Here is a 17,373-nt window from a genome sequence, read left to right as displayed (position 1 = left end):
TACATGTACCTCCTCATATATCCTTATTTTCTACAAACTGACCTTGCTCCATTTTGATAAGATGATCAGCCTTATGGAAGTATTGATCGTCATGTGTAATCGCAATGACACACTTCCCTTCATCTCTTAACATAGGAAGCAAATTGTAGTAGAAGAATTTGCGATATTCTGGATCTTGATCTGCCGCCCATTCATCAAATAAACAAATAGGTCGATCCTCTAAATATGAAACTAGCAAAGCCAAACGCTTCTTTTGACCTGTCGACAGTTTAGTCGTGCTGAATTCACCATCTTTGATTGTGACCTTATCCTGAATTCTAAGTAGCTCAAGTAAGCTTTGAATTTCCTGCTCTCTTCCATCAATATCTATACCGTAGAGACGGTCAAAAAGATAAAAGTCGCTAAAAATTGCAGAATAGTATTCTTGGATTTGTTCTGGTGTTTTTGAAACGCCGTTAATGAGAGATTCTCCTCGATCAGCCGGATAAAGGCCGGTAACTAGCTTAGCAAAGGTTGATTTCCCACTTCCATTCCCTCCGGTAATAAAGGTAATTTCTCCAGCTTTAAATTCATAATCAATTGGTCCAACTGAAAAATCTTCACCGCTTGTACCTTTATATTGGAACTGGACTCCCTTTAAAGTGAGAATCACTTTCTTTTCAGGCGACGCTTCTACAGAAACTCGGTCTTCTTTTTCTAATTCAGCCACCTCTTCCATTAAACTATTAATACGTTTCCAGCTTACTTGAATCTGCATAATTTGCGGAAAAGAATGCAGTAGATAGGTGACAGGGCCAATCATATAAAGGAAAATAAACACATAATTGTACAGCAATTCACCTTGCATTTTGAAAATCAGTGGAAAGAGAAACGCCACAAATCCAACAACCGACAATAGAATCATGTCTTCCATAATAAAGGCATTAGCGAACTTCAGATCAACCTTTGTTCCCTTTTTACGATAGTCGCTGCATGCTTCTTCAAAATTATGTTGGAATGCCAGTTTTCTTGCTCTATTTAGCTTCAACTCTTTGAATCCTGCCAACATGTCATTAATAAAACCAAAAAACTTATTTTGAATGTCCCTTGTCTCTTCATACAGTCTAGTTGCTTCCCCAGCAACAAATAGATTGATTAGAATAGTGACTACAACAACGCCCAAAGATAAAACAAGGCCCCAAAAGCTCAACATACCCAAATAAATTAGACAGAAAAACAAAGTAATTAAATTGGTCGCACCAGTAACGGCTAAATGCATGCCTTCACTAATTTTTTCTGTATCATTATTTAAACAAGCACTGATTTTTCCTTTCTCAAAACGCTCCATTCGTTCAAATGGAATTTGCAACGTTTTATCAATCAGCTTGACCCTTTTTTCATAAACCACTCGATTGGTAATTACAGCAATCCTTGTACGAATGTATCGTTCTGCTATGATATGAACAACCAACCCAATTAAAAAGGCATAGAATAAACCATTCGCAAAGTTGTCTTTCGTATTTAACGATTGATTAATGATGTATATGACAAACGTATTGCTCAGCCCACTTACAGCCCCGCTGATAATCATTAGCAGAAACTGTTCCTGCCCTTCTTTTTTATAAAATAAAGTAAACACATAGTAGAGAATATACAGACCTATCAATAAAATCGTTAGCCAATATACAATCGACATTTGTATACTAACTGCTTGTAAATCAACAAACTCAGATTTTAGCCACTTATAAGATTCATGAAGAACGTAAATTAAGGCTCCATATATAACAACTGCCACACCCAAAAGCAATCTATTCTTTGCCGATACAACAAGTGAACGCTCTTTTCTCAGAGCCTGTACAATGACTCTGTATAAAATAAATAAATTGATGCAAATAAACACACCTATGACAAACGAAGCCCCTGTCAAGGCACGTCCAATATCTGCTAGTGATTGCTCACTGCTAAAATTCAACGTTATTCCCCCTTCAAAAACTCTAACTCTTTGTTTTTTATTTCCTCTTCATTTCTCTCTACATATACAATGGAGGTTCCTTTTATTAATGCAAACACGTGTTGCTTTCTCACCACTTCCACCATTCAAAATGACATGATTACCTGCTTAGATAATTTGACAAATTGTATATATTGTAACAAGCAAAAAACAAGTGGATTCTGATCGTTTTTGCAATTTTCATTTCAAAAATGGCTTAACTATACAAAATCCTCTACAACGAGTAAACTCCAAGATTATTTTTCTCTATCTATAGTAATTAAATAAACAATTTTTCATAGTTCACTTGATATTCCCTTTCCATTCAGTCGTAGGGTGTTGAATCAAATAGGACGCATAATTCCCACAAAACCCAAAGTTATTGACAAGCACGCTAGATATGTTCGCAAATGCCTTTCCTTTTATAATATTTGCGTTAATTTTCGGATCAAGCTGATCTAAACCTGTTGTCGGTGGAATACATTGCAGCTTCAAGGCCAGTAAAGCAGCTGCTGTACCCAAAAAACCTGAACAACGCAACAAATGCCCACATGCTCCTTTATGAGAACTAACCGGTATACTGCTTCCAGCTTCAATGGTTTCCACCAATGCTTCTGATTCGATCACATCTCCTTGCGGCGTTCCAGTTGCATGAGCATGTATATAATCTGGCTTATTGACCCCTGCCAGTTGGAGCGCTGTTTGAATAGATTTGACTACCTTTCCCTTATCTAGCTCAATCATATTTTGCTTTTCTCCACCTAATACACAACTGGCACCGTCAAGCCATGCCAAAGGCTTATGTTTACGTTCTTTCAAACTATCCGCCGACTCTAATATAATGACTCCTGCCCCCTCACCGATCGTAATGCCATTTCTCTTAAGATCAAAGGGCTTCGCTTCAGTTTTTGTAATGGCTCTGACAATATCAAGTGAAGCAAAGTCATACTTATTAAATACTTCTGCACGTGCGATAAAGACCATATCCAACTGGCCATGTCGAATCATGCTGTAGCCAATTGAAAGTGCTGTACCAATTGACGCACAAGCTGACGTCGGTCTAATGATATTTCTTGTCTGAAATAAAGAAGTTGGAAGATCATGTTCAGGATCCATGATCCATTCATTAGCTTCATTTTCCACTGTGTCATTGCCCGGCCCTGTTACAACCGGAAGAATCCATCCCGTCCTGTGATGTTCTATCTTTTTTTCACTTAAACCAGCGATTTCTACAGCCTCTTTCATGGCAAATGATAAAAATTGTTTAGCGATACTTTCCTTAGAATGAAGAACATTCCCCTTTATCTGGCCAGCTATTTGACTTCTAAAACCACTTGCATCAAAACGGGTAATAGGCGACATAGCACATTCCCCTGAATATAACCCTTCTTCAAATGAATTCATTCCAAGCCCAAATGGAGAAACAAGCCCCATTCCACTAATGCCAATCCTATTCATATTTACAGCTCCTTCCACTGCCTTTATGTTAAACGACTTACACCTTGTCCTTTATTACCCTCGACGCAATGGTGAATCCATTCACTAAAACTTAAGTGTTCATCATGTTCGTTTTCCCATTCCCAGTTCCGTATTTCAAACAGAGGTTGATAGTTTTGAAGACGACATGCATTTGTTAAAGCGGCGATTGTAATCCGACCGGTAAAATTTTCATAGTCAGTTTCAGGTGCTCGATAAATTTCTGCCACTAACATTAGACCGGCCAGTCGGTCTACTAAAGCGTTATGTGCTAATCCTATTCCATACATTTTGCCACAGTAATCTGCAAACGTTGTAGATGGTCCATTGAGACCAAGTTGTATGGCTGCTTGAGCAGTTGGAAGACTATTTTCAAAAGATATCGTCATGTGAGGCCTAACAGCCTTTTTCCCTTTTTCCAAAGCTTCTACGTATCGTTCAATATCAGGCCAAATCGCATTTGAAACATTGACAAACAGGCCAATATCATCATTAGAATGGACAAATCCTTGATGTGATAATTCAGTAATAATTTTATACAGTCCTTCACATAACGGTTCTACAGTCTCATCGTTAAATTTACTTTTTTGATATGGAAAGGGTTCTCTTTCAATTGGTATCTCATTTTTTGTGATCCATTGATAGCTCGGAACCCCGTTTATAACGTTTACTTCAATGCCAATAAGAACAACTGAAGGTTCATTCTTCACTCAATCACACCCTTTGCTTGTTTTGTAAAACACATTTCCCTTAAAGCATTCCGGTCAATTTTTCCATTTGCCAGCATCGGAAATTCATCCAGTTGTTTGTAATAAAAAGGAACTTGTTCTTTTTCTAAATGCTTTTGTGCATAGTACTTTACATTTTTTGAGTTGATTTCACTTTTGTTTTTGCTAATGTATATGGCAGCAAGACGCATACCGTTGTTTTCATGATGAACACCAATAACGACAACGTCTTGAATTTCTTGAAAGTGGCGCAGCTTATTCTCAATATATTCAGGACTAATATTTTTTTCTTTAATCACAATGATATTTTTCGTCCGGCCTATAATTTTTAAATAACCTTCCTCATTGATCTCTGCTAAATCTCCAGTATTAAGCCATCCTTCAGAATCGAGTGGATTTTCCTGTGAATTTGGACCAAAATAGCCCATCATATTGCTAGGGCTCCTAACAAGTAGCTCTCCCTTTTCGTTCAGTTTTAATTCCGTCCCTTTTAGTGGCCTTCCCACCGTTCCTATGCAAAAATCATTCCATGCATTCAACGCCACATTGGGTCCAGCTTCTGAAAGCCCATATCCGTCAAGGATAGGACGTTTTATTAGTTCAAACCATTTTTCCGCGACAGTTTCAGGCAAGATTTCTCCTCCACATCCCCAGCTCCGCATGTTGGACACTGCCTTTCGTTCATCCACTTCCTTACTGAAATGCTCAAGCATGATTTTGTAAAATGAAGGTGTTCCCTCAAACAAAGTAGCTCTGCTTTCTTTCATTAATTGCAAAACATACCGAGGCCGCAAATGTTCTGGAATAACCAGGTTCATTTTGCATGTTTCAATGATATTAATCAGAGTCAAGCCATAGGCTCCCCACAAAGGAACAGCCGCAAACATAATATCGCTTTCGGTAAAGCCCATTCTTGTGATTGTTTGTTCACTTTGATATTTGATTCCCTTTTTAGACCAGATGACAAATTTAGGCATACCAGTAACCGATCCTGTCGTCCTGATAATAGCCCCGACTCCTTCTGGAAGAAGTGCCTTTTCAATATCATCATAGCGTTCAACACAAAAACCATAATCCGCCTCGTAGCAGAAAAGCGGCACTTGGATCCGCGCAAGCTCTTTTTGAGGATTTTTCATTGCACCTGTCACGACTGGAATAATTCCCAGTTCACTACACCCTTTATAGGCTGCGTAAAATAGCAGCGGATCTCTTATGGAAAGAGCGACAGCCTCTTTCGACTGTATATGGTTAGCCTTCATTAAGAGAATAAATTTATTTGTTAAATATTGAATTTTATCTGTTTGATCTTGATGGCCGACACTCACTTTGTTTTTTAATCCTATCATGCCCTACACCCCATACTCTTGTTGTACTGTATATGGAATATCCGTTTTCCAGTCTACGCATATTTCAATTAAGGACAGTTTCCCCCGTTTACATTGCTCTTTTGCTTCACAAATAGCATTTTTGAATTCTTCTTCATTAGTTGGAGAGTAAAAAGCTCCTTGAAGAGATTGAATCGCATGAGCCCATTGATGCTCTCTAAAATCACATCCAATGGAAATATTCTTTTTTTGTTGATTAAATCGCGGCCACGAATAGCCCCCATTATTAATAACGATATAAATCATACCCAATCCCAGCTCGTATGCAGTATCTAATGCCCCTTTTCCCATTTCAAATGAGCCATCTCCAATAAACGTAACAATGGTGGATTCAGGCTGAGCTAATTTAGCTCCGATGCTTGCCCCCATTGGCACACCAAGGGCAGTTTGTTCGCCAGGTACAAGGGTTCTTCCCAATTGATTAATAAAAATAGGATAGGAATAGCCCCATATATCATGAAGCCCGTTATCCTGAACCAAAATATTATTTCCTTCCATGTGTTGTGACAATATATGATAAGCAGCTCTGATAGGGTGTTTTAAAAAATCAGATTTAGTCCACTCGCTAGTGAGCTGATATTTGACCCGTCTCTGTCTCTCTAGCCATGGGTGTCGCTTCGATCCTTCATTCTCCTCATGTTCCAGCAGCTGCTGCACAGTTAGGGAAACATCACCTAAGATGCTCACATCTTCATCAACGGACTTTCTCAAACTTTCGTAATCACAATCGATGTGTATAAACAAATTTTCATCTGCAATATCTTTCCACCCCATTAAAGCTGTTTCTTCAAGTTGCGTGCCAAAAGCCAGAAAGACATCCCCTTCCCTCAGCAGTTCCTTTGCTTCTGGCAAAGCATAAAGACCTATATTGCCAAATACATGTGGATGCTGCTCATTCACAACCCCCCTACCAGAAGCAGTGGTAAACACGGCGGCCTGAAATTTTTCAGCCAAGGTCAAAAGAGATTGACCTAGCAAGGAATTATTTTGACAACCGCCTCCTACGATAAACACCGGTCGTTTTGACCTCCCTAAAATCTCTGCTGTCAAGCTTATCTGCCTTGGATGTGGGCACATGACAATTGGCTCTTTTGGAATCAATGAAGAGGGCTGCTCATACCGCTGTTGCTCTAGGTCATTTGGTATTTCTAAATAAACTGGTCCAGGCCTTCCATTTATAGCCATATGTACCGCTCTTTTTAGCGCCCACTCTGCTTGATCTTCGTGTTCAACCCTATACTGCCATTTTGTGATAGCTTTCATCAATTCGATACTGTTGAGTTCTTGAAAAGCTCCTGTTCCAATGGATGTTCTAGATGTCCCTGCAGAAATGATAATCAGAGGAACACACGCAGAAAAAGACTCCAACACTGCCGTTAATCCATTCACAAGTCCTGGACCGGGGCTTGTCGCGTAAACGACTGGTTCACCTGAGGCTTGAGAATATCCCATAGCCATACTTGCTGCAATTCTTTGGTCTTTCGATGTATACACATCCATATTGGCTAAGTGTGCAGATTCTAGAAGACCTTCGCCTTCTCCCACCATAGCAAAGACCTTTCTAATATTTGAATTTTTTAATAAATATGCATAAAAATCCCATATAGAAGTGAACAAAAACAACTCCCCCTAATTTTTAATTAACCTGCATTATATATTGATTAAATACTCGGTTGACTTCTTTAGAAATTAAAATTGGCCTGCTTTCCATGCAGTCTTTGTATTTCACATAACTTGCCTTTGGACCATAACCACCAAAAGGCAGATGGCCACATTCCATATCAAAAAGTGTTTTGTTAAGAGCAACTGTATAATGTTTTTTTAATGGCTCGATTAAATCTGTATTCCCAAAAACAGATACACCAAATGACGATTCCAAGCGTTTTGCATCCATAAGCCAATTGAGTACCTCAGACGCATCATGATAGGAAACAACATTAAAAATTGGGGTAAAGTGCTCCTCATATCGCGGCATATCATCCATATCGGAAACCAAAACAGTAGGTTCAATCCAACTCTTATCTATCTCCACTTGGCCCCCATATACAATTTTTTCTTGATAATCAGTAAGAAATATCTCAGCCTGCAGCACTAGCTCTTTATAATTACTGTTTTTGACCTTGTCACTCATTCGTCCAGACATTTTTATCTCATTTAACTGCTGCAACAAGCATTTGACGAACCTTTTTTTTTGACTCCTGTGGATAAAAAATAAATCCGGACACATGCAATCCTGACCAGAATTGAACACTCGAGCCTCTACAGCTTTTCCAGCAGCATATTCGATATCAGCTTCAGCGCCTATGAAAAAAGGATTTAAGCCGGAACCAAAAAATAGAAAGAGCGCGCCAGGATAGTCCTTTTGAACAGATAGGCTATTATGATAATTACCTGTAAATACCACCACTTCTGCATCAGATGTTTTCTTTTTAAATTCTGCATATCCAATAGGTTCAATTTTTACATTCAAATTAGAATATTCATTAAAAAAATTATGAATTTTCAACGTAGTAGAATGAGATAATGTGGACGGTCTTAAGAAAATATTTTTACAGTAATAGCTTGGAATAATTGCATATAAAATATAAGAATATAGAATAGAGTTAGTTGGATAGAAGATTGCTACTTTTTCAACTATATCTCTTTTCATATATTTCAGTTCCTTTGTTGCTTGCTCCAGAACATTAATGCTAGAACTAATTTCATACTCAGCACTTTCAATCGTGCTGACTTCCATAAGGATTGATCTTAATTCATTTTTATGCTTTTTCATGTTACATATAATAAAGCTCAGCTCTTCAAAAAACACATGATCCATAAGTATTTATACCTGCCCTTCGTTAGATTTTATAAGAATATACAGACATTAAATAGTAATAAATTCATGCTTTTAGGCTTGATACTAGACTAAAAGGCAGCCCTATATTGTTTTACTAAAAAATATAACAATAATGTGGTGTTTATATGGAAAAAGCAAATGGAAAATGTCATAATGCAACATAAAAAAGAAACAGTAAAGTATATTCTAAAGAACAATAAACCCGTGGCACAATTAATTCGAGAAACTGGATTAATTGTGAATCCCTTATATAGTTGAATTAAAAAGAATAGCGAACAACTTGAAGTAAATTTCTACCTCAGGTGCTGAACTAAGAGCATGACAAAAGTAATTAAGTAATCTCGAAGAGGAAAATAGAATTCTAAAAAAGGCGATGCACTAATTCTCGCATAGTACTCGATTAAGTTAGAGTTTATTCACCATCATCGCTCCCAATATTGAGTGAAGAAAATCTGCAAAGTCTGAGAATTTCTAAATGTATTTATTCCAAATGGCTATACCGATCCAAAACTTATGCGCAAAACCTTTCAAGCCCCCGAAGAATTTAACCAAATATATAGAAGTATAAAAATTGAAAAAATAACAAGTGAGTATAGTATTCAGTATGCTTCCAGTGAGTATCAAAACTATTAAAACAATATAAATTGATAGGCAACTTGAACCACAAAAGAAACTATTACAACTAATGCTTGTATCAAATACCTTCACCGCATTCTTAATCAAGAACTTGTTTATCAAACGAAGTATAAAACAATGAGTAAAGTAAAAAATCACTTTTTGAGTATATTGTATTCTTCTATAATTCAAGGAGAATCAACTCAGCATTTGGCTATCACAAACCAAGTGAATATGAAAAAATGTATAGTCAATTTTTCGTGATATAGAATTTCCCTTCTTGAACTACCCCCTCTTTCACTTCGTTTAGAAGTGAGAGATTCCTAAGTAAAGAGTTCTATCGAACTCTAATTGATTAGGCTAACCCCGCAGTCCTTGCGGTTAGAAGCCTTATCGCCTCATTCTTTAAATTGATACTTGCGTTAATATCCCTATCATGGTGTGTACGACAAGAAGAACAGTCCCATTTACGCAGGTTTAGATTTTTAACGTCTTTATTTTGATATCCACAACAAGAACATAATTGGCTGGAAGGAAATGTTTTCGATACGACAATGACTTGTTTGCCATACCATTTTGCTTTATATTCCAACATAGTTCGAAATTGTGACCATGATACCTCACTGATTGCTTTTGCTAACTTATGATTCTTTAACATATTCGATACTTGTAAATCCTCTATACCGATAACATCGTGGTTTTTGATGATTTCGGTTGAGATTTTGTCCAAGTAATCTTTTCTAGCATTTGATATGTATTCATGAATTCTAGCTACCTTGACTCCATACATTTTTATATGGAGTATTATTCAATGTATCGTTTGATTATACAAATACACCATTCATGACACCAACGATAGTTTCTAACATAGTTCCCAAATAATTTACTTCATTTTTCAATTCAGAGTTACTAGATCACTATTTTTCCATATTATTACTTCAGCTCCATTAAATTAGCATATGTAGGTAATTTTGTAAACGAATTAATTGGAAGTGAAGATTGAGAAACTTTTTCTAAACATCACATTTGTCTATATACATAATGACATTATTTCAAAGCTAGATTTATGACACTATACAACTTTTTATAATGTAATTTAAATAATGTTAGCAATCGTATATCCCATTTATAATAGAAAACTACAAGACTATTAAATTATTTAACACTTATTATCAAATCCTTCGCAATATACTCTAAAATACCGGATGTATAAGTAATTCTGCTACTGTCACCTCTGTACAATGCTGTACATTAAACCAACTTATAATTTTATCTTTAATCGTAGCTGCCCTTTTTCGATTAGCTAGAATGCCCCACTGTAGATATTTATTTAGTGATGCTAGATTAAATCGTGTATTCTCCTTAATAAGATGCTGCTTTGTAATTTCTTAATAACATGATTTGTCTATTTCTTTCATGATACACAGCACCAGTAAACGCAATATTTTCAAGTAAACCTTCACTTGTTAATAACCTAAAACAATTAGATACCTAACAAATTAAACATAAGCAGATCATTATAATTCCTTCATCGCGATCTCCTTTAATTTGTCAACAATACGCTCTAATTCATCTACATCTTTTGATGTAAGTTTGCTGTAAATTTTATCTGAGATTTGCTGTTTTACATAATCTTGCTTCGAAAAATACTCCACCCCTTTCTCATCTAACGTTATAAATATTTCACGTCGATTTTGTAGATTAATTTCTCGTTTGATATATTGATTCTTTTCCAATTTCGCTATTAATTGGCTAACCGCGCTAGAGCTTATATTCATTTCAATCGCAATTTCGCCGACCGTACTGCTCTTTGCCACGTACACAATATCTAATACAACCGCCTGTTGTGTTGTAATACCAATATTTAAATATTGTTTATAATGTTTAAATATCAGACGGTCTATTGTATATGTAGCTTCATTAATACGCTTAACTTGTTCATATAAAGACAAAAAATCACCCGCTAATACGTTAGATAACTAATATATTAAGTAACTAATATGTTAGATATCTAATATGTTAGCAGGTGACTTATAAACCGTCAATCTTTATTATTGTCCTTAAAAGAGTTTTGTCATTTTTGTACCATATTCACTTAAAATAATGAATTTTGGTGCAAATACTTGAAAAAGATTACAAATGCTAGTAGATTCCTAATGGTATCGAAACCTATACTGTAAGTTCCAACTTTTAATGACTGAACACCTCCCGCTTTTGGATAGACTAATCCTGCAAATTCATCTATTCTTTTTTGATCATATGGATAACTTTGAAAATTCTGTTGAAAAGTTGTCTAAATGAGGCAACACTCTAGAAAAAGCATAAGGAGAATTATACATGTGATATTTTAAAACAGATCCTTCCTGACCATATCAATTGACTTTTTGATATGGTATTTCAACACCTTCATCGATAAATAAATGCTTAGCATCATCTACATAACTCATCGTATTACGTATCCAATAATATGACTCATCTATTTTAAAAAGTGGCACAGACAACTGGTGTTCAAATGAAATCATAAATTGTACATCCTTTGTAATTGTAAATCTTGTGCCAAGTCCATCTGCTAATTCATAGCAACCCGTAATATCATCTTTAATTGTGAGCGGTAAAGTTATCACATATTTTGGTGCTTCTACAGCATATTGTACTCCCATTAAGTAATGCATAATTTCTTGTTCATATTGAGGAAACACTTCTTGATTCGTCGCTAACACAATCACTTCCCCTGTAGGTATATTCATAAAGGCTTGTGCAGAGCAACCAAGCCATCCACCTGTATGGCCAACCCACTCATTTTGAATGATAAAACCATAACTATAATTATTATTGACTTCTGTCGGTGTTAACATAAATTGAACAATCTCTTTGCTAATGTACTGACCTTGCCAAAATGCTTTTAAAAACTTCGCTACCTCTGCGACTGTTGCATAAATACCACCGTCACCATATTGATTATTATATTTTTCGATTTCTTGTAAATATGGGTCATCAAGCACCTTTTTATATTGTTGCTCCTCATAATTAAACGTTTGACCTTGCGCTACAAATTGCTTTATGGGTTGCGTGGTCATATGAGTAAGATTTAATGGTTCTGCAATATATTGTTGCAAATACGTTTCATACGATAAACCACTCACTTTTTCAATTATTTTGGCAAGTAAAACATAATTCGTATTACTATAAGACCAATGGTCATTTGATGTATATTGTGGTAGCACTCCTTCGATAAATGTTTCAACACTTATTGTTAAATCTTCCGTGATATACTCTGGAATACCAGATGTGTGTGTAAGTAATTCTGCAACTGTTACTTCTGTAAAATATGGTATGTTAAACCAACATGTAATTTTATCTTCTAACTGTAGCTGTCCTTTTTCGATTAGCTGAAACGTCATTACCGCTGTAATCATTTTACTTAATGATGCTAGATTAAATTGTGTATTTTTGTTAATAAGGTGCTTCTTTTCGAGTTCTTGATAACCATGAAAATACTGCTTGATTTGACCGTTTTTTTCATAATAAACTGCACCGTTAAAAGCGATATTTTCAAGTAAACCTCTCATATTTTAGCCCCCTAAACAAATTAGATACCTAACATATTAGACGTGAAGGGATTTTTATAATTCCTTCACCACAATCCCCCTTAATTTATCAACAATTCTTTCAAATTCATCTAGCTCTTCTGATGAAAGTTTGCTGTAAATTTTATCTGCAATTTGCTGTTCTACATAATCTTGCTTCGAAAAATACTCCAATCCATTTTCATCTAACGTTATATATATTTCACGTCGATTTTGAAGATTAATTTCTCGTTTGATATATTGATTCTTTTCCAATTTCGCTATTAATTGGCTAACCGCGCTAGAGCTTATATTCATTTCAATCGCAATTTCGCCGACCGTAATACGTTTCGCTAAATATACAATATCTAATACAACAGCTTGTTGTGTTGTAATACCACTATTTAAATATTGCTTGTAATGTTTATATATCAAGCGGTTTATAGTATATTCAGCTTCATTAATGCGTTTAACTTGTTCATATAAAGACAAAAAATCACCCACTAACATGTTAGATATCTAATATATTATCAAGTGATTTGTTAAACGTCAATCATATGTCAAACCTTTCCCTGTTTCTTTGTATGCGTGATCCCATAGGGAAAGGAAATGATTGAATACAAAGATCGTTTTGTTGATTAGAATTGCTTGTGCTTGATTTGGATAGATATGAAACTTATAGGCTTTATTAATCATCATTTCATTCACATCTCTTTCGGTATATGACTATTATACAGAACGTATATTCTTTATATATTGGATTTACACTTTATATGTGTCGAACAATTAAGATGCCTTCCTACATTGTACTTTACATGAAACATGTTCAATTCATCGAGAATATCGAGTATATTTTTGTAAATAATAATGTTGTTAAACGTTAAATCGAGGAGGATTTGTATGCAAGGTCATAAAAAAGCTATAAAAAGCACGGGTTCTGTTATGAAAGCAGATTTTGCTGAAACTGATGCACAAAAAGTGAAACAAGAAATTCAGAACGATGTAAGAGCGGGACAAGGAGCAATGACTTCCCGAGAAGCAGGGGCAATGCGAGATTAAGAAAACACTCCTTATTGGTTTTTTCTTTTCTAGAAATTTAACCAGTAAGGAGTTATTGCAGAACTATTTTAGCTTTTTATATTTATCATTTAAAAACATAATGCATCTCTTTTGTAGATCATAGGTTAATTTCACATCAAATTTTTCACGATTAAATCTCTTTTTTCAAACTAAGATTATTTTCTTTCAGATAATTTATTGCATCTTTGTTCACCGCTCGTAAATCTATACCTTGTTTTTCCGCTGCAAATGAACATCCACAATAACATTGACGGAAAACATCATATTCATTACACATTTCAATTGAGCGTTGATATCCGTTACTTTTTTTGAAATCACTTGGTAAATAACGTGAATCATAATTTTGTTGCACACCGATTCCAATTTCATTTATTAATTGACTATTTTTATTTTTAGAAAGAGTAATCGCACTACCGAAGTAATCAAATCCCATTTCTTGTGCTACCTCAGCTGAACGATCCAATCTCATATCAAAACAAGCTGAACAACGAAGCCCACCTTCTGGCTCTTCTGCCAAACCTTCCTCTTTTACCATTTTAAAAAATACATTTGAACGATAGTCATCTTCAATAAAGCCTACTGTATGCCCTGTACGATCATTAAACTTTTCTACAAAAATCTTTTGTTCATTAGAGCGTCGCATGTATTCACTTTTCGGATGGATATTTGAATTTGAGAAGAAGATTGTAACATCTGCATGTTCTGCAAGAAATTCCAATGAAAAAGTACTACAAGGAGCACAACACGAATGAAGTAACACTTTTGGTCTTTCATTTCTTACTTCCCAATCTTTAATCATTTTTCTTAATACTTTGTCATAATTTATTTTCTGATTCTTCATTTTTTGTACATACGTTTCAACATCTAACACTTCTTTCACAACTAAACCTCCTATTTATTTTTATGTATCTATTTTATCATTTACATTTATAAATAAGTATATAGTTATATACATTTATTCAACAGTCTTAAAACGGTTCTTATGGACTTTTAAGTTAAGACGAATAATTACTACGATGATTACCAAAAATCCTATTAAATATAACATTGTTCCTTTCTCGGTTTCTTATTGTTTAGCGAACTTATTCTGTAAATACTTCACATGTTTCTTATCAATGCTCTTATCGGTAATATTAGCTCGCAAAATAGTTTGGTAGATATGCTTAACCTCGTCTTTTGTTAGTTTCAAATCAATATAGGATTCGATACATGTTTTTAGATCGTTATAATATAAGATATGTTTATCTTTCGAATGAACATTTACCCTTTTTAGACTGCATTTTGGATGAAACGCTACAATAGAGATACACGGCATCTGTTTTTCCATCAACCATTCAATTGCCTTAATATGTTTATAGTTTTGTCGAAATGGGTTTTGAAAAGAGGATTTCTTTCTAAAAATACCCTGTGTCCACCTTGCTGATTTCTCACTTCCATAGATCCAGCCCTCATAGTTCTTCGTCTCAATAACAAATACACCTGTTTCCGCAATAACAATATGGTCAATTTGCATTGTATCACCATACTCCGTATGAACCGTCACATCATGTAACACATAATAACTTGTGGGATCCAATTTGCCCAATATACGTTTCACTAGTTTTTCTCCGGCTTTCCCTTTCCATTTCGGTACATGTTTTTTTAAAATGATGTTCAAAGGAATCAGAATCACAATGAGAATCAATTCGAATATCAATACTTTCATAATAGAAGCCTCCTTTTCACACTCTTGCATTTCTGCTCATCAAACCATATACATACGTTTCTAATCCTAAAATAAAATATGAGATACATAAGCCTTTTATCACCATTTCTACGAATCCCAACACTAAAGATACAAAAAGCCCACCCCGAAACTGAAAGGGTCTAGTTACCCTTCTATTTACTGGCTTTTCAATAACACCAAAGTTAGCCCATGTAGGTAAACGTTTTTCTACATTCTTTATTGTGCCCATTAATCCGTATTTTAGGGACAGAATGAAACAACCGATTAATAAATACACAATGGAAGAAAAATAGACAGATAGGCCCATAACAATAATTGTGAGCAGCCAACCAATTAAAATGGAATTTCGCAAAACAATATATTCTCGATTTCTTTTCAAAACAAACAGTCCTTTCAAAATAAATAAAGTTATTTTTCATTAAGAAATATTTACGTTTAATTGTAAGCATGATGTGATACGCGTCTCTATTAATTTACGAACTAGCCTAAAGAGGATTGTGATAGAAATGTTCAAACTTATAGTAGTTAATACGGTAACAGAACAAGAAACAGATTCAGCTTTTTCAAATCTTTTAACCTGCAGATATACAGCTGTTTATCTAAGTAGCATATTATCCCCTTTGTCACCGAAAGTACTTGAAGAATACGAAAGAAGAAACCCGATAGATAGATAAAAGGTACTGAATAAAGATCCAGTACCTCTCTATTCTTATATATAGTTTTTTACATATTATTAAATAGCCATGGAGCGATTACGGCTAACACACACAGCAAACAAGAGCCCGTTATAACACGGTTGGACCAACGGTAATACTCAGGCTGTTTCGTACTCTCATGAATTCTTCTTAGACGAATACCCGTGGTTAACATAAATGGTGTGAAAATAAGTGCTGTTCTTTTAAACAGGTCTAAAAAATCTGTAAAGATGTTCATAAACGAAAATACATCAGAACTGAACAAGAAGTACACACTTAGTCTCATGGACATCATACTAATAAATGAGAAAATCATACTTCCAGTTGCCCACTTCATCCATTGACCATTCTTTGTAATTAACGCCATAACCATGACAATAATGCCTAATACGAATGAAATAGAAAAGATATTTACTCCTACCTTAAAAACCGGTGCATACAAACCTTCAATCTTTTGTATGATTGATGAGCCAAATGAATCATCTTTCTCTTTTGTTTTCGTTCGATTATTTAATCCCTCTTTAAAGGATGACGAAACATCGTTCCCCTTCAATTCATTAAAATCAACTTTTGCAGAGGCCTGAGCTGCTTGTAAGGGGATAAATAGTAAAGCGATTAAAACAAGCATACTTAAGACTCCTATCATCCATTTTTCTTGTTTCATCATACATCCCCCGCTAATTTGGGTTTAACGCTCTTTAATTTGATTTGATTTCCTTTTGCAACATAATAGAGGTCTGCAGCATAATAGATATTTGCTTTTGTATATGCTCCCATAATTGCATTCGCGATTTCTTCCTTCTCTACTGCCATATATGTTTCATTTTCATTGTAAAATCCAATTTCAATTCGATTAATATTATTATTTAATACTGTAAGATGTAACTCTTTTAAACTATCTAAACGATTGCCTAATCCACACACTAACTTAAATACTTTATTTGCAATTGTTGGTGGTTTAACATACGTCGTATTAAAATGAATAGTTTCATCATCTATCACTCCATCCTCCTCAACTGTACATGTCATAATGAAAGAATGATTTTGTTTTTCTATTTCTTGTTGACTCAACTTCCGATCAATCACATATTTCAAGCTTATTGATAGGTTTTCTATATATTCATTCAGTTCGGTATGGGAAATTTTAGCCTCTGAGAATTCCGGAAAAATCATGTAAGCGTGTATATTAGAACTACTTTTACTTACACGTAATAACTGAACTTGTTTCTTTTCATAGCGCACCGCTTGTTCTAATTTTTCTACTACGTTGTTGTTTATATGATCGATTGCCATA

General features: G+C 34.9%; 15 protein-coding genes and 2 pseudogenes. 1 reads left to right on the top strand and 16 read right to left on the bottom strand.

What is annotated here, in order from left to right; translation table 11 throughout:
* Positions 1-13: 13 nt before the first annotated feature.
* The 11 genes and pseudogenes from QCI44_RS29355 to QCI44_RS29300 all read right to left on the bottom strand — a co-directional run.
* Entirely contained in the window at positions 14-1,951 is a 1,938-nt protein-coding gene (locus QCI44_RS29355) for a cyclic peptide export ABC transporter (protein WP_353811619.1), read from the bottom strand.
* A gap of 321 nt (positions 1,952-2,272) precedes the next feature.
* Positions 2,273-3,427 carry a beta-ketoacyl-[acyl-carrier-protein] synthase family protein gene (locus tag QCI44_RS29350; RefSeq protein WP_088083722.1) on the bottom strand — a complete coding sequence of 385 codons (1,155 nt, stop codon included), beginning with the start codon at positions 3,425-3,427 and terminating at the stop codon, positions 2,273-2,275.
* A gap of 23 nt (positions 3,428-3,450) precedes the next feature.
* Complete coding sequence (locus QCI44_RS29345) at positions 3,451-4,155, bottom strand: hypothetical protein (protein WP_088083721.1); 705 nt, start codon at positions 4,153-4,155, stop codon at positions 3,451-3,453.
* The gene (locus QCI44_RS29340; protein ID WP_088083720.1) at positions 4,152-5,519 is read right to left on the bottom strand and encodes a class I adenylate-forming enzyme family protein; all 1,368 of its coding nucleotides are present in this window, start codon (positions 5,517-5,519) and stop codon (positions 4,152-4,154) included. Before QCI44_RS29340 ends, QCI44_RS29345 begins: the two co-directional genes overlap by 4 nt.
* A 3-nt stretch (positions 5,520-5,522) precedes the next feature.
* Complete coding sequence (locus QCI44_RS29335) at positions 5,523-7,175, bottom strand: thiamine pyrophosphate-binding protein (protein ID WP_088083719.1); 1,653 nt, start codon at positions 7,173-7,175, stop codon at positions 5,523-5,525.
* A 19-nt stretch (positions 7,176-7,194) separates the two neighbouring features.
* On the bottom strand, positions 7,195-8,376 hold the full coding sequence (locus QCI44_RS29330) for an aldehyde dehydrogenase family protein (protein WP_088083718.1): 1,182 nt from the start codon (positions 8,374-8,376) through the stop codon (positions 7,195-7,197).
* 991 nt (positions 8,377-9,367) lie between these two features.
* Positions 9,368-9,793, bottom strand: a pseudogene (locus QCI44_RS29320) (RNA-guided endonuclease TnpB family protein); the annotation flags it as partial.
* Positions 9,794-10,529: 736 nt separating this feature from the next.
* On the bottom strand, positions 10,530-10,964 hold the full coding sequence (locus QCI44_RS29315) for a MarR family winged helix-turn-helix transcriptional regulator (protein ID WP_353811618.1): 435 nt from the start codon (positions 10,962-10,964) through the stop codon (positions 10,530-10,532).
* 420 nt (positions 10,965-11,384) lie between these two features.
* On the bottom strand, positions 11,385-12,581 hold the full coding sequence (locus QCI44_RS29310) for a serine hydrolase domain-containing protein (RefSeq protein ID WP_353811617.1): 1,197 nt from the start codon (positions 12,579-12,581) through the stop codon (positions 11,385-11,387).
* A gap of 54 nt (positions 12,582-12,635) precedes the next feature.
* Positions 12,636-13,070: a MarR family winged helix-turn-helix transcriptional regulator gene (locus QCI44_RS29305; protein ID WP_353811616.1), complete on the bottom strand. Its 435-nt coding sequence runs from the start codon at positions 13,068-13,070 to the stop codon at positions 12,636-12,638.
* Between the two features lie 63 nt (positions 13,071-13,133).
* Positions 13,134-13,277: pseudogene (locus QCI44_RS29300) on the bottom strand (helix-turn-helix domain-containing protein); the annotation flags it as partial.
* A 201-nt stretch (positions 13,278-13,478) separates the two neighbouring features.
* Here QCI44_RS29300 and QCI44_RS29295 point away from each other — a divergent pair.
* On the top strand, positions 13,479-13,637 hold the full coding sequence (locus QCI44_RS29295; RefSeq protein WP_176553824.1) for a hypothetical protein: 159 nt from the start codon (positions 13,479-13,481) through the stop codon (positions 13,635-13,637).
* 151 nt (positions 13,638-13,788) lie between these two features.
* Here the strand turns inward: QCI44_RS29295 and QCI44_RS29290 are convergent, their stop codons facing one another.
* The 5 genes from QCI44_RS29290 to QCI44_RS29270 all read right to left on the bottom strand — a co-directional run bounded on the left by QCI44_RS29290 (position 13,789) and on the right by QCI44_RS29270 (position 17,372).
* Positions 13,789-14,529 carry an epoxyqueuosine reductase QueH gene (locus QCI44_RS29290; RefSeq protein ID WP_454497605.1) on the bottom strand — a complete coding sequence of 247 codons (741 nt, stop codon included), beginning with the start codon at positions 14,527-14,529 and terminating at the stop codon, positions 13,789-13,791.
* A 195-nt stretch (positions 14,530-14,724) separates the two neighbouring features.
* The gene (locus tag QCI44_RS29285) at positions 14,725-15,363 is read right to left on the bottom strand and encodes a nuclease-related domain-containing protein (protein WP_088083712.1); all 639 of its coding nucleotides are present in this window, start codon (positions 15,361-15,363) and stop codon (positions 14,725-14,727) included.
* A gap of 16 nt (positions 15,364-15,379) precedes the next feature.
* Complete coding sequence (locus tag QCI44_RS29280; RefSeq protein WP_088083711.1) at positions 15,380-15,763, bottom strand: hypothetical protein; 384 nt, start codon at positions 15,761-15,763, stop codon at positions 15,380-15,382.
* A 344-nt stretch (positions 15,764-16,107) separates the two neighbouring features.
* Entirely contained in the window at positions 16,108-16,743 is a 636-nt protein-coding gene (locus QCI44_RS29275; protein ID WP_353811615.1) for a hypothetical protein, read from the bottom strand.
* The gene (locus tag QCI44_RS29270; protein WP_088083710.1) at positions 16,743-17,372 is read right to left on the bottom strand and encodes a hypothetical protein; all 630 of its coding nucleotides are present in this window, start codon (positions 17,370-17,372) and stop codon (positions 16,743-16,745) included. Before QCI44_RS29270 ends, QCI44_RS29275 begins: the two co-directional genes overlap by 1 nt.
* Position 17,373: the final 1 nt, after the last annotated feature.

This window comes from Bacillus cereus group sp. RP37 (assembly GCF_040459695.1).
In the GTDB taxonomy this organism is placed as follows: Bacteria; Bacillota; Bacilli; order Bacillales; family Bacillaceae_G; genus Bacillus_A.
The sequence above is the reverse complement of the archived record's forward strand: the minus strand, read 5'-3'. Positions and strand labels throughout refer to the sequence as shown.